The organism is Promicromonospora sukumoe (assembly GCF_014137995.1).
In the GTDB taxonomy this organism is placed as follows: Bacteria; Actinomycetota; Actinomycetes; order Actinomycetales; family Cellulomonadaceae; genus Promicromonospora; species Promicromonospora sukumoe.
This window is the reverse complement of the sequence record NZ_JACGWV010000001.1, coordinates 2,287,378-2,301,095: the sequence shown is the minus strand read 5'-3', so window position 1 is coordinate 2,301,095 and position 13,718 is coordinate 2,287,378. Positions and strand designations below refer to the sequence as shown.

Annotated in this window: 12 protein-coding genes; 5 read left to right on the top strand and 7 right to left on the bottom strand. The window is 73.3% G+C overall.

Annotated elements, in window-relative coordinates:
* Positions 1-69 precede the first annotated feature (69 nt).
* Genes FHX71_RS10185 through FHX71_RS10175 form a run of 3 tightly spaced genes read left to right on the top strand, consistent with a single transcriptional unit; the run spans position 70 to position 3,123 of the window.
* On the top strand, positions 70-1,077 hold the full coding sequence (locus FHX71_RS10185) for a threonine ammonia-lyase (protein WP_182615906.1): 1,008 nt from the start codon (positions 70-72) through the stop codon (positions 1,075-1,077).
* A gap of 9 nt (positions 1,078-1,086) precedes the next feature.
* Positions 1,087-1,707 (top strand): L-threonylcarbamoyladenylate synthase, encoded by a 621-nt coding sequence (locus tag FHX71_RS10180; protein ID WP_182615904.1) that lies wholly within the window; start codon positions 1,087-1,089, stop codon positions 1,705-1,707.
* A gap of 9 nt (positions 1,708-1,716) precedes the next feature.
* On the top strand, positions 1,717-3,123 hold the full coding sequence (locus FHX71_RS10175; protein ID WP_182615902.1) for a UTP--glucose-1-phosphate uridylyltransferase: 1,407 nt from the start codon (positions 1,717-1,719) through the stop codon (positions 3,121-3,123).
* Between the two features lie 388 nt (positions 3,124-3,511).
* On the opposite strand, the gene FHX71_RS10170 is transcribed toward FHX71_RS10175, so the two are convergent.
* From FHX71_RS10170 to FHX71_RS10145, 6 genes are all read right to left on the bottom strand, one after another.
* Positions 3,512-6,055 (bottom strand): alpha-N-acetylglucosaminidase, encoded by a 2,544-nt coding sequence (locus FHX71_RS10170; protein WP_182615900.1) that lies wholly within the window; start codon positions 6,053-6,055, stop codon positions 3,512-3,514.
* Entirely contained in the window at positions 6,052-7,479 is a 1,428-nt protein-coding gene (locus FHX71_RS10165) for a Gfo/Idh/MocA family protein (RefSeq protein WP_182615897.1), read from the bottom strand. The genes FHX71_RS10170 and FHX71_RS10165 overlap by 4 nt, the downstream gene beginning before the upstream one ends.
* A gap of 51 nt (positions 7,480-7,530) precedes the next feature.
* Positions 7,531-8,379, bottom strand: coding sequence for a carbohydrate ABC transporter permease (locus tag FHX71_RS10160; RefSeq protein WP_182615895.1), 849 nt, complete (start codon positions 8,377-8,379; stop codon positions 7,531-7,533).
* Positions 8,376-9,365, bottom strand: a complete 990-nt coding sequence (locus FHX71_RS10155; RefSeq protein WP_312876995.1) for a carbohydrate ABC transporter permease — start codon at positions 9,363-9,365, stop codon at positions 8,376-8,378. The genes FHX71_RS10160 and FHX71_RS10155 overlap by 4 nt, the downstream gene beginning before the upstream one ends.
* Positions 9,362-10,792, bottom strand: a complete 1,431-nt coding sequence (locus FHX71_RS10150; RefSeq protein ID WP_182615893.1) for an ABC transporter substrate-binding protein — start codon at positions 10,790-10,792, stop codon at positions 9,362-9,364. Before FHX71_RS10150 ends, FHX71_RS10155 begins: the two co-directional genes overlap by 4 nt.
* 94 nt (positions 10,793-10,886) lie before the next feature.
* On the bottom strand, positions 10,887-11,564 hold the full coding sequence (locus FHX71_RS10145) for an IMPACT family protein (RefSeq protein ID WP_376770127.1): 678 nt from the start codon (positions 11,562-11,564) through the stop codon (positions 10,887-10,889).
* 91 nt (positions 11,565-11,655) lie between these two features.
* Here FHX71_RS10145 and FHX71_RS10140 point away from each other — a divergent pair, with 91 nt between their 5' ends.
* Entirely contained in the window at positions 11,656-12,261 is a 606-nt protein-coding gene (locus FHX71_RS10140; RefSeq protein ID WP_246402467.1) for a tyrosine-type recombinase/integrase, read from the top strand.
* 115 nt (positions 12,262-12,376) lie between these two features.
* On the opposite strand, the gene FHX71_RS10135 is transcribed toward FHX71_RS10140, so the two are convergent.
* Positions 12,377-13,009 (bottom strand): GNAT family N-acetyltransferase, encoded by a 633-nt coding sequence (locus FHX71_RS10135; RefSeq protein ID WP_312876994.1) that lies wholly within the window; start codon positions 13,007-13,009, stop codon positions 12,377-12,379.
* Between the two features lie 133 nt (positions 13,010-13,142).
* Here FHX71_RS10135 and ectA point away from each other — a divergent pair, with 133 nt between their 5' ends.
* Positions 13,143-13,661 carry a diaminobutyrate acetyltransferase gene (gene ectA, locus FHX71_RS10130; protein WP_182615890.1) on the top strand — a complete coding sequence of 173 codons (519 nt, stop codon included), beginning with the start codon at positions 13,143-13,145 and terminating at the stop codon, positions 13,659-13,661.
* Positions 13,662-13,718 lie beyond the last annotated feature (57 nt).

The following is a 13,718-nucleotide window of genomic DNA, read 5'->3' as shown; positions in this document are numbered from 1 at the left end:
GCGCCATCGATGGAAAGTCCACGTAACAGGTATTGGACCTATGGGTCATGGACGGGTCACGCTGGGTTCATGATCGTCGCGCCTGCCCCCGTCGAGACCCGACCCGAGGTCACGATCGCCGACGTGCTCGCCGCGCAGTCGCGGCTGGACGGCACGGTGGTCCGCACCCCCGTCGGCCAGTACCCGGACGTCGACCGTGCCGCCGGCACCGCCGTCGTCGTCAAGCACGAGAACGCCCAGCGCACGGGGGCCTTCAAGGCCCGCGGCGCCAGCAACCTCCTGCTCTCGATGTCCGACGCCGAGCGTGCCCGCGGCGTCGTCGCCTACTCCACCGGCAACCACGCCCAGGGGGTCGCCTACGCCGCCCGCCTGACCGGCACCGCGTGCACCATCGTCATGCCCGACGACCCCAACCCCGTCAAGCTGCGCGCCGTCCTCGACCAGGGCGCCGACGTGCTGCTGCACGGCGCCACGTTCGACGACGCCCGCGCGCAGGCCACGGCCCTCGCCGAGGCCTCGGGCGCCCGCCTCGTGGGCGCGGCCAACGAACCCGACATCATCGCCGGCGTCGGCACCCTCTACCTCGAGCTGTTCCAGCAGGCCCCCGGCCTCGACGTGCTCGTGGTGCCCGTCGGCGGGGGTTCCGGCGGCGCCGCGGCGGGCCTGGTCGCCGCCGCCGTCGCGCCCGGCACCGAGGTGATCGGCGTGCAGTCCGCCGCCTCGCCCGCCGCGCACGACTCGTGGCACACCGGGGCGCTCCTGGACCGGCCCAACACCACCCGCGCCGAGGGCCTCGCCGTCGGCTGCGGCTTCGCGGTGACCCAGGCGCTGATGGGGCGGCACCTCGCCGACTTCGTGCTCGTCACCGACGAGCAGATCACCGCCGCCCAGCGGCTCTACCTCACCGGAGCGCACACCGTCGCCGAGGGCGCGGGGGCCGCCGCGCTCGCCGCCGTCCTGGCCGACCCCGCCCGGTTCGCGGGCCGCCGCGTCGGCGTCGTCTGCACCGGCGGGAACGCCAGCGCGGACGAGCTGCGACGTGCCCTGGAGCGCGCCGACGCACCCACGCCCGACTAGGCTCGCCGCATGGCTCGCTACTTCGACGTCCACCCCGTCGACCCCCAGCCGCGCGCGGTCGCGCAGGTGGTCGCGATGCTGCGCGACGACGCGCTCATCGCCTACCCGACGGACTCCTCCTACGCGCTCGGCTGCCGCATGGACTACCACGACGGCGCCGACCGCATCCGCGGCATCCGGCGGCTCGACGACAAGCACCACTTCACGCTGGTGTGCTCCGACTTCGCGCAGCTCGGCCAGCTCGTCAAGCTCGACAACTCCGCGTTCCGTGCCATCAAGGCCGCCACGCCCGGGGCCTACACCTTCATCCTGCCCGCCACCGCCGAGGTGCCCCGCCGGCTCGCGCACCCCAAGAAGAAGACCGTGGGCGTGCGCATCCCCGACTCCGCCGTCACCCAGGCGCTCCTGAGGGAGCTCGGCGAGCCCCTGCTGTCCTCCACCCTGATCCTCCCGGACCACGCCGAGCCCATGACGGACGGCTGGACCATCAAGGAGGAGCTCGACCACGTGCTCGACGCCGTGGTCGACGGCGGCGACGCCGGTACCGAGCCTACGACCGTCGTCGACTGGTCCGACGGTTATCCACAGGTGGTCCGCGAAGGCGCCGGAGACCCCGCCCGCTTCGAATAGCCTGGGGTCATGACCGACCCCACCGGGCTCGAGCAGGCCCGCACCAAGATGACCCAGGCAGGCGTCGCACCCGCCGCGATCGAGACGTTCACGCGGTTCTACCACCTGCTGGAGTCCGGCGAGACCGGCCTGATCCGCGAGACCGACATCGACCCCCTCGTCGACATCCCCAACCGCGCCGAGCTGACCATCAGCGACGACGACGCGGCCGCGGCGCTGGCACAGACCGCGATGCTCAAGCTCAACGGCGGGCTCGGCACCTCCATGGGCATGGACCAGGCCAAGTCGCTGCTCCCCGTCCGCGAGGCCCCCGACGGCGCCGGCGAGCTGCTCACCTTCCTCGACATCATCGTCGGCCAGGTCCGCGCCGCCCGGCAGGCCACCGGAGCCCGCCTCCCGCTGCTGTTCATGAACTCCTTCCGCACCCGCGAGGACACGCTGGCCGCCCTGGAGCGCCACACCGACATCGCCGTCGACGGCCTGCCCGTCGACTTCCTGCAGAACCGCGAGCCCAAGCTCCTCGCCTCGGACCTCACACCCGTCACCTGGGAGAAGGACCCCGACCTCGAGTGGTGCCCGCCCGGCCACGGCGACCTCTACCCGGCCCTGCACGCCTCCGGCGTCGTCGTCGCCCTGCTGGAGGCCGGCTTCCGGTATATGTGCGTCTCCAACTCCGACAACCTCGGAGCCACCCCCGACGCCACCATCGCCGGCTGGTTCGCCGCCTCCGGAGCCCCCTACGCCGCCGAGCTCTGCCGCAAGACGCCCGCCGACGTCAAGGGCGGCCAGCTCGTCGTCCGCAAGGCCGACGGCCGCATCGTGCAGCGCGAGACCGCGCAGACCCACCCCGACGACGTCGCCGCCTCCCTCGACGCGACCCGCCACCCGTTCTTCCACACTAACAACCTCTGGTTCGACCTCCAGGCGCTCGCGGACGAGCTGGAGCGGACCGGGGGCGTGCTGGAGCTGCCGCTGATCCGTAACGACAAGACGGTCGACCCGTCCGACGCATCGTCGCCCGAGGTCGTGCAGATCGAGTCCGCGATGGGCGCCGCCGTGGCCGTCTTCGAGGGCGCGACGGCCATCGAGGTGGAGCGGTCGCGGTTCCTGCCGGTCAAGACCACGAACGACCTGCTCGTGCTGCGCTCCGACGTCTACACGCTCACGGAGGACTACCTGCTGGAGGCCCAGGCGCCCGCGCCGCTCGTCGACCTCGACAAGGCCCACTACAAGCTCATCGACGGCTTCACGCGGCGGTTCGCCGCGGGCGCGCCGTCCCTGCGCGACGCCGACTCCATGACCGTGCGCGGCGACTGGACCTTCGGGTCGGACGTGCGGGCCGAGGGCAAGGCATCGCTGGCGGGCGAGGGCGGCACGGTGCCGGACGGCGCGGTGGTTGGTGCCGAGGGGTTCTGAGGCACTGCTGGGGCTGAGGCGCTGAGGCCGGCGCCGCTGGCCCGACCGGCTGTGTGATCGGTAGGACGTCGCATGGTCGGTAGTACGTCAGGTGGTCGGCATTCCGGGGTGCCGACCATCTGACATTCTGCCGACCGTTCGGAACCCGGGTCGGGGCGCTGGCGCTCAGCCGGATGCTGTGGCGCGTGGGGTGGCTCGGTGCCGTGCCGTGCCGTGCCGCCGGCTGGATGCTTGCGGCGGTGTGATCGGCCAGTCGTGTGGTCGGCAGAACGTCGCATGATCAGTAGGACATCAGATGGCCGGCAGTACGTCAGGTGGTCGGCATTCCGGGGTGCCGACCACCTGACGTTCTGCCGACCGTTCGGAACCCGGGTCGGGCGGGCGGCGCTCAGCCGGACGTCGTTGACTGCCAGGCTTCCTCGACGGCGACGATGCGCTCGCGCAGGGCCGCCGGGTCGGCGTCCTCTGAGACCGGCCCGGCCTCGGCGGCGTCGGCGAGCCAGTCGGCCCAGGCCTGCCAGCGCGCCAGGTAGAGGTCGCGGACGAGGCCCTGCCAGTGCCGGCCGGAGTAGTCGTGCAGGCCGTTGTGCTGGCCGCCCCAGACACTGACCAGGCTGCGCGCCTCGCGTTCCATGGTGTCGCGCTCGGCGGGGGTGTCGCCCCAGGCACGGGCGGCGTCGATCCAGGTGCTCACCCGGGTCTCGGGGCGGGCGTCGGCGAGGTCGTCCAGTTGCAGCAGGTCGGCGCGCAGCCGCGCCATGTGCTCGCGGACGCTGTCAGGATCACCGGCGCGGGCCGCCGCAAGGATGCCGCGGACATGCACCCGTGTGCCCTGGGCCAGGATGTGCCCGGTGAGGTCGGCGATGTCCGCGTCCAGGAGGTCGCGGGCGGAGGGCGTGTCGCCGGGGGTCAGACTCGTGGCGCTCGGGTGCGCGGTGCTCGTACCAGCCGGCAGCGCGTCACCACCCGGCAGACCACCACCACCCGGGAGAGCGTCCCGGACCGCGACAAGATCCCGGACCGCCTCGGCCAGACGGGGGAGGGCGGTCGCGACCCCGGGGTCGTTCTCGGCGTCCACGTTGGACGACGGCGTCGGCGGTTGCGGGCCGCTGATCGCCTCTCCGGCGCTGCGCTGGGCGGGGAACGGGAGTCCGGCGCTCCAGGGTCGGGCGATGACCGGCGTCGGGACGGATCGGGTGCGCCCGGGTCCGTAGAGCGTCGAGATAATAGTGTGCCAAGCGCGTAGCGCTGCCTGTATCGGTTCCTGCACCGGGTCAGCAACAGGCCTCGAAAGCCCGGTCGGCCGGGAGAGAGCAGTCGGTCTGGGGACATCGGCCAGCCCGGACGGCGAGGTCGAGCTGGACGGCGAAGTCGGGCTGGACGGCGAGGCCGGCCCGGACGGCGAGGTCGGGCTGGACCAGGGCGCTGACTCGGCCTCGGAGGTCAGAGCGGACCGGGGGCCTGACTCGGAACCAGAGACCGACTCGGAACCAGAGACCGACTCGGAACCAGAGACCGACTCGGAACCAGAGATCGACCCTGGCGGAGGGGGCGGCGCTGCGAAGCCGTAGCGGGTCAGCACGAAGCTCTCCAGCCACGCGTCGAGTTCGGCGGGGGAGTGCGGGGCGTCGTCCCAGGCGAGGTCGGTCGCCAGCTCGTAGAAGACCTCGTTGTTCTCGATCGCCTCCGGGGCGAGGCCGACGCCGCGGAGGTGGGGGACGCCGTCGGGCAGGGTGCGCATGTCCCGGACCAAGCCGGCGAGGTCGCCGAACAGGGCGGGCCGGCCGCCGAAGTTGTGCAGCGCGCACCAGACCCAGGGGCGGCCGGCGAGCGGGCCGCCGTCGGCGAGCAGGGCCGCGTGCAGCGGCACGTGCTCGCCCCAGAGGTCGAGGACGAGCGTCCGGTCGGCGGGTACGTCGCGCAGGTACGCCGCCACGCGGTCCGGCGTCCAGAAGGTGCCCTTGTAGTGGAACGGCCAGCCCTGCAGCACCCAGACGGGATCGGGCTCGCCCGCGGACCGGGCCGCCTCCGCGAGGGCCCGGTACATGCCGCGGCCTGCGCCGCGCAGGTGCTCCACCTCGCCCGACGGCGGCACCGACTCGATGTACGGGTCCACCGCGTAGTACCCCGTCCCGGGGCCGAGCAGCTCGCGCTGGACGCGCCCGAACGTCGCGGCCAGCTCCCGGAAGCGGGGCGACTCCGGGTGCAACAGGGGGATGTGCCAGCCCTGCCACTCGATCTCGTCGACCGGCCCGGGCCCGGCCAGCGCCGGTGGTACGTGCCCGCCGAACCCGGGGAGCACCGGCGTCATGCCGAGCTCGCGCATCCGCGCCAGGACGCGCCGCGCCAGGTCCACGCGCCGCTCGGCCCACCGGGCGGGCAGCGGGCCGCCGAACGAGTGCATGCCGCCCATGAACGTCCACGGGAAGTGCGCCGCGCCGCCGATCCAGGCGGCGGCGTCGGCGTCGGGCAGGCCGGACCGGCGGAAGGTCTCGGCCAGCACCGCCTCGTGCGCCAGGAGCATCAGGGGGTGCGTCACGCCGTGCAGCGCCATCCAGTCGACCTCGCGCTCCCAGCGGTCCCAGCCCCAGAACGGCGTCGAGTACCCGAAGGTCACGACGTTCAGGTAGTACCGCACGTCGTGCGGCGACGAGACGGCGGTGCGCTGGGCGTCGGGCAGGGGAGCAGCACTCACCCGCTGCCCCTGCCACGTCAGGCGCGTCCCCAGGTGCGTGCGCACGTACCGGCCCAGCGCGACCGACGCCGCCACCGGGTCGGACCCGCGGAGCGTCAGCCGGCCGCCGTCGGCACGGTAGTCGGCCGCGCTCGCCGGGCGGTCCAGTTCCTCGACGGTGACCAGTGCGGGGTCCAGGCCCGTCCGGCGCGCGACGCCGCGGACGGCGTCGGCCCAGGCGGGAGCCCCGGGTGTCACCCCGCCTCCGTTGATCCCAGCCTCACCGCTCCGAGCCCCACCGTTCCGAGCCCCAGCGCCGTCCTCGTCCATACCTCGAAGTCCACCACGCCCCCGCCCTCGCGCGACTCCTCGGCCGCGAACGCCATGAGGTGGCTGTCCAGCGCGGTCGCGAACGACAGCTCGCCGGTCCCCACGGTGCCGTCGGCCACGGCCCGGCAGAACGCGTCCATCAGGCCGTCGTCGCCGCCCGCGTGCCCCCGGTGGTCGGCGGCGACGGTGTCCGCGCGGGCGACCAGCATCCAGGTCGGGTGCCCCATGGGCCCGGCGGTGCCCGCCGCCGCGACCGAGACGCCGGGCACGCCGCCCAGCACGCCGTCGGGCCCCCCGCTCAGCCCCGCCGACGGCGAGAACAGGTCCACCCGGATCTCGCCCGAGTCCATGTGCCCGTGCAGCTGCCCGCGAGTGCCGGTGATCGTGAGGTGCCGGGTGTTCTCCGCGGTGAACGCGCTGGCCGTCAGCGTCGCCGTCAGGCCGGAGGCGAAGCGCAGGAGCGTCTGCTGGTGGTCCGCGACGTCGTTGTCGCAGTGGTAGACGCAGCGCCCGTACGGGCCGCGCCGCAGGGCCGCGAGCCGGCCGGCGGGGGAGAGGTCGGCGCCGAGCATGGTCACGGGGTGGCCCGTGACGTCGCGCAGGGCGTCCAGGTAGTAGCGCGGCGCGTAGAACGGGCAGCTCGCCGCGGCGGGGCAGCCGTCGGTGCAGTGGTCCGGGGCGCCGTCGGGCGCGTTCTCCGGCCGGAAGTGCAGCAGCGACCCCTGGCTGGAGACCTCCTGGGGCGCCGCGCCGGCGATCCAGCGGATCAGGTCGAGGTCGTGGCACGTCTTCGCGAGCACCATCGGGCTGGACTCGGCGGCGTTGCGCCAGTTGCCCCGCACGAACGAGTGCGCGAAGTGCCAGAACCCGATGTTCTCGCGCACCTCGATCGTCGCGAGGTCGCCCAGCGTGCCCGAGGCGACGAGGGCGCGCACCCCCTGCCAGAACGGCGCGAACCGCAGCACGTGCCCGACGGCGATGCGGGCGCCCGTCCGGTCCACCACGCGGGCCAGGTCGGCCAGGGCCGTCAGGGTCGGGGCGGCGGGCTTCTCCAGCAGCATCGGCAGCCCGGGGGCCGACGCCGCGACCGCCGCGGCGGCGTCCACGTGGAGCGCGTCCGGGAGGGCGATGACGACGGCGTCGGGGCGCAGCCGGCCGAGGTCGGCGACGAGGTCGCGCCAGTCGGGATAGCGCGCCGCCGTCGTCCCGGCGAGGGCGTCCAGCCGGGCGGGCACCGGGTCGGCGACCCCCACGACGCGGGCCCGGTCCGGGTGCGCCCGCACCCAGCGGCCGTAGGTGTCGGCGCCGCGGCCGCCCGCGCCGAGCACGGCGAGACGCAGGGGATGGTTCATCGCGCGGTCCTCCTTCTCAGGACACAGAACCGTCTCTGGACAGGGAACATCTCATCGTTCGGCGCCCTGGACAAGACCCGAGACGATGTACCTCTGGGCCAGGAAGAACACGACCACCACCGGCACGGTCACCGCGATGGAGCCGGCCAGCAGCACCGTGACCGGCACCTGGAAGTCGCCGAGCTGCGCGATGCCGAGCGGCGCCGTCCAGAGGTCGCGGTGCTGCACCAGGAACAGCAGGGCGTAGAAGTACTCGTTCCAGGCGATCATGAACACGTAGATGGCCGTCGCGACGACGCCCGGGATCGCGATCGGCAGCACGACGCGGATCAGGAGCTGGCCCAGGCTGCAGCCGTCCATGATGGCGGCCTCCTCGACGCTGGCCGGCAGCGCCAGGAAGAAGTTGCGCATCATGTAGAGGGCCACCGGCACCGTCGCCGCCACGTAGACGACCAGCAGCCCCACCAGGGAGCTCGTCAGGCCGAGCCGGGACAGGATCACGAACTTCGGTACCGCCAGCACGATCCCCGGGAACAGGTAGACCGCCAGGATGATGCCGTTCGTGACGGCCCGGCCGCGGTACCGCAGACGGGCGGCGGCGTACGCGCCGAGCACGCAGACGACGATGCTCAGCACGACGGTCCCGACGGCGACGCCCAGGGAGTTGAGCACGAACCGGCCGAGCCCGAAGCCGCCGTCGGCCTCGTCCCGGACGGCCGTGGCGAACGCCGACAGGTCCAGCCCGCTGGGCAGGCCCAGCGGGTCGCGGGTCACCTCGCCGTACGGGCGCATCGACAGCACGACGCCGTACGCGACCGGGCCGAGCGACCACAGCAGCGCGACCACGACGACGACGGCGCGGCCGGCGCGGGCCGCACGGGTGGGTCGGACACCGCTCATGACTCCTCCGTCCGTCGCGACAGCAGCACGTACCCCACGAGCAGCACCCCGAGGATCAGGCTCATGAGCAGCCCGAACGCGGCGGCGCTGCCGATGTCGGCCTTGGTCACGAGCTCGGTGTAGACCTGGATGGCCATCACCTGGGTGCTGCCGGCGCCCTCGGTGAGCAGGTAGACGTCGTCGAAGGTCTGGAACGACCAGATGAACCGCAGCAGCAGAAGCAGCAGAGCCACGGCCCGCAGCTGCGGGAGCAGGATGAACCGCAGGATCTGGCGGCGGCCCGCGCCGTCGAGCGCCGCGGCCTCCTCGATCTCGCCGGGCACCGACTGGAGGCGGGCGGTGAGGAAAAGGAAGGCGAGCGGCGCCGACTTCCAGATGTCGAACAGCACCACCACCAGCAGCGCGACCGGGACGGGGATGCCCCACACGTCGGCGGAGGTGGTGCTGAGGAAGCCCACGGGCGTGTCCCACCCCAGGTAGGCCCGGCCGAACGCGTTCACGACGCCGTACTGCGGGTTCAGCATCGTCTTCCAGATGGTCGCGGCGGCGACCACCGGCAGCACGTACGGCACCAGGAGCAGGGCGCGCACGAGGCCGCGCCCCGGGAAGGGCCTGCGCAGCGCCAGGGCCAGCACGAGCCCGACGGCGAGCGACCCCACCGCCGTCAGGCCCGCGTACAGGACCGTGGTCCACAGCGCGCCCCAGAACGCCTGCGACGCCGCCGCCCGGCGGAAGTTGTCCAGCGACCACTCGATCGGCTCCGTGCCCAGGAACGGGATGTCGACCAGCCGGATCTCCGAGAAGCCGAACACCACCACCAGGGCGAACGGCAGCAGCACGACCAGGGCGACGACCGCCAGCGACGGCGAGACGAGCAGCCAGCCGGAGCGGTTCTCCCTGCGGGCCAGCCCGGTCCTCGCCTTCGGTCGCGCCACCCGGGTGCGGGCGGGCGCCGTGTGCGGCGGAGCGGGGCGGGCCGCCGTCACTGGTCCTGCTGCAGCGCCGTCACCTCGGCCGCCATCTGCCGGGTCACCTCGGCCGGGTCGGTGCCGCGGTAGAGCGGGTCGAGCTGCTGCGCCAGCGTGCCCTGGGTGGCGACCAGCCCGGCGAGCGTCGCGTCGGGCGTGCCCTGGCCCCACCGGGAGACGGCCGACATGCCCTCGCCCATCGCGGTGACCAGCTCGTCGCCGTACACCTCGGCGACCGACGACTCGACCTTCGGCCCGAACCCGAGGCCGCCCCACGCGTCGAGGTACTCGGTGGGGTTCTCCGGCGTGCCCGTGCGTAGCGGCAGCCTGCCCTCCGTGGCGACGGCGAGCGTGTCGGCGTAGCCCTCGCCCAGCACGTACTCGATGTATTGGCGGGCCTCGTCGGCGTTCGCGCGGGCCGGGACGGCGTAGGCGAGCGTGGCGCCGAACTGGGCCGGCGCGGCTTCGTCGGCCGTGCCGGAGTCCGTGCCGGAACCCGTGCCCGACGGCGGCTCCAGCACCGTGATGAAGCCCGAGTTCTGCGCGAGGAACTCGGGGTCGTCGCCGCACTCCTGGCACGACGGCGGCACCGCCTCGTCGAGGTTCGCGAGCTCGTCCAGGATGTGGGTCGAGAAGAGCAGCATGGCGGCGTCGCCCGCGAGGTACGCGGCCCGCGCGGACTCGACGTCGTAGTCGCCCGCGACCGACGAGTCGCGCAGCTCCTTGAACAGCCCGGCGGCCTCGGCGCACTCGGGCGAGTCGATCGCGACCTCGCCGTCGGACACGAGCCGGCAGCCCGCGGACTGGAAGACGGACTCGATCCCCTCGGTGCCCGACGCCGTGCCCGACTGCGTGCCCAGCGCGATGCCGGTGAGGTCCAGCTCCTCCTTGACAGCCGTCGCGGCCGCCGCGAGCTCGGCGACCGTGGTGGGCACCTCGACGCCCGCCTCCTCGAGCAGGTCGGCGCGGTACGCGATGAGGTGCACCCAGCCGTCGCTCGGCACGGCGGCGACGGTGCTCTCGCCGGTGTCGGCGTCCTGCACCGTGACCGCGCCGAGCGCGTTCTCGTTGAACGTGGCGGGGTCGAGCGTGTCCAGGGCCTCCTGGACGACGTCGGTGTCCAGCAGCCCCTGCGACTGCCAGGAGGTGACCTGCGCGGCGCCCGCGAGGATCACGTCGGGCACCTCGCCCGAGGCGGCCCCGGTGACGAGGGCCTGGTCCTGGTCGGCCGCGGCGAGCGGGACGACGTCGACCTCGATACCGGTCTCCTCCGTGAACTGCGCGGCCACGGCCTCCTGGGCGGCGACCCGCTCGGGCGTGGACTGCGGCGTCCAGAAGGTGAGGGGACCGGACTGCTCCTCGGCGGGCGCGCCGCACGCGGCGAGCAGGGCGGCGGTGGCGGTCAGTGCGACGGCGGCGACGGACGGGCGGATGCGACGGTGCATGGTCGTTCCCTCCACGGTGCGGGCCTTGCTGGTGCGGGCTGAGCTGCGGGCACGTGCTGGGTGCCCCAGACAATTCACCCCGCCGCGGGGCCAGTCAAGGACGACGCGCCGGTGACGCCGGTACGGGCACGTCCACGACCCGGGCGTCGCCGACGACGGGGGAGAGGGCTCCCGCCGAGGCGGCCGCCACGTCGGCGGTCAGCGCTGCTACCTCGGCCTTTGGTACGAGCAGGCGCAGCCGCGCGACGGCGTCGTAGGCGGGCGGCTCCACGAGCGAACCGTGCGCGGACGCCCAGTCGCGCAGCATGTTGTCGATCCGGCCGGCGTCAGCGTGGGGTACGGCGACCTCGGCCTCGAGCAGCAGCTCGCGGCGCAGCAGGGCCCCCGTCGCGGCTGCCTCGTCGAGGGCGGCGGCGACGGCGCCGGAGTAGGCGCGGACCAGGCCGCCGGCGCCGAGCTTCACGCCGCCGAAGTACCGGGTCACGACGGCGACCAGGTCGGTGACGCCCCGGTGGCGGAGCACCTCCAGCATCGGGACCCCGGCCGTGCCGCTCGGCTCGCCGTCGTCGGAGGAGCGGGCGGAGTCGGCGTGCGTGCCGAGCACCATCGCGACGCAGTGGTGGCGCGCGTCCCAGAGCTCCTTGCGGAGGCGGGCGATGACGGCGTCGGCCTCCGCGACGCTGCGGGCGGGGGCGAGGTGGGCCAGGAACCGGGACTTCTTGATGACCTGCTCGTGGTCGACGGGACGGGCGATCGTGCTGGGGAGGTCCACCGTCAGAGGGTACGCACGGCGTCGTCGACCAATCGTCGTCGTACGGCGCTTCCCCCTTGATTAATAGTGTGCCAAGCGTATATTCACACCCATGACCAGTCCCGATGCCACGTCACCATCAGCCAGGGCCGGGGAGCCCGGCCGCTACCCGCGGCCGCCGGTGACCCTCGAGGAGGCCGAGTGGGTGTGGCGCGAGCTGACCACGGAGGCGATGCGGCCCGGCGCCAAGCCGGAGGCGGCGCGTCTCGCGGTGATCACGGGGCTGGTGCGCGCGACCGGCTCCCGGTACGGCGACCTGCTGCGCGTGCGGGTCGAGGACATCGACCTGGGGCCGGCGCGCGCCAAGTCGACCGAGGGCACCGTGCTGGTGCGGCACGGCAAGCACCGCACGCCGCGCCGGCACCTGCTGCCGGCCGACCTCGTGGTGCTGCTCAAGCACTGGATGGTGGTGCGCGAGGAGCTCGCGGCGGAGCTGGAGGGGTCGGTCCCGCGGGCGCTGCTGCTCACGGTGCACCACACGCACGACAACGGGACGACCGTCGTGTCCGGCCTGCCGATCACGCGGCAGGGGCTGGTGCTGTCGTGGCGGCGGTTCGTGCACCGGACCAACGCGCGGTACGGCGCGCTGCGCCCGCCGCTGCCCACGCGGTTCGAGCAGGTCCGCCGCGCCTGGACGGACGCCGCCCAGGAAGGCTGACCCGCCCCCCTGCCCCGCCCCAACGGCCTCGTTGAGTGCTGGGTATTTGTCCTTCTGGCGCGCGAAAGAGGGCAAATACCCAGCACTCAACGAGGGGGTTAGGGTGTGGGGCGGGTCAGGAGGTGGCGATGCCTACCAGCGGCGACGTCGGGGTCGAGGAGGGGAGCTCCTGGAAGCCGTAGCGGTCGTAGAACTTCGCGGCCGAGGTGTTCTCCGCGGCGTAGCCGAGGTGCACGCCCGGGACGCCGCGCTCCGCCAGCGCCGTCCGGAGTGTGTCGATGAGGCGTGAGCCGAGGCCGCGGCGCTGCAGCACGGGGAGCAGGTCGATGTGCAGGTGGGCCGGGTGCGTCTCCAGCTCGCCGTGGCGCAGGCCGCGGACCATGCGGTCGGGGTCGGCGCCGTCGCGCAGGAGCTGGGCCTCGGTGTAGCCGGGGTGGTGGCCGGTGTCCGGTCCGGGGGCGGGGTGCCGGGCGACGAAGCCCGGTGTCCACTCGTTTGCCCACCACTGCGCGAAGGCCTGGGTGTCGTCGACGGCGACGACGTACCCGGCGGCGCGGCCCTCGTGCTCGACGACCCAGGCGAGGTCGGGGGAGTGGTCCACGTACGGCAGGGCGTAGACGTCGGGCATGATCAGGTCGGAGGAGTAGACGCCCCGGGCGTCGCCCCCGGCCGCGGCGGTGCGGACGCAGATGTCGGCGACGTCGTCGCGGTCGGCGACGCGGTACTGACGGATGAATGGCTCGGTCACCCGCGACACAGTAGCGCCCTGGGAACGGCCGGCCGGCGTTACCCCGAGTTTGCCGCAGGAAGACGCCAGTAACGGGATCGTCACGGGATCGTAATGTGCAATTGTCGTCCAAGTTGGTTACGGTCGATTTGTCATGCAGAACCTCGAAGAGGAACTCAAGCACATCCATCCGACCGAGACCACGGTGGCGCTGAGGGAGCCCACCGTCGATGACGGAGCAGCGATGTGGCGCCTGGCGCGCGACAGCAAGACGCTGGACCTGAACTCGTCCTACGCGTACCTCCTCTGGGCCCGTGACTTCGCCCGGACATCGGTGGTCGTGACCGTGGACGGCGAGCCCGCGGGGTTCGTCACGGGTTACGTCCGGCCCGACGAGCCGACCACGCTGATGGTCTGGCAGGTGGCCGTCGACCACGCCTACCGCGGACAGCGGCTGGCGTCCCGGATGCTCGCCCACCTGGCGGGTCAGCACCCGGACTGCACCCACGTCGAGACCACCATCACCTCGGACAACACGGCGTCGATCGCCCTGTTCATGTCCTTCGCGTCGGCGCAGGGTGCGCCCGTCGACGTGCGGACCGTCTTCCCCACGGAGGCGTTCCCGGACGGCCACGACGCGGAGCTCGTGTTCCGCATCGGGCCACTCTCCTGACCTGGTCCCGGTCAGAAAACCCCGGCACGACCCAGCACGATCCCGCACGCCCCGAGC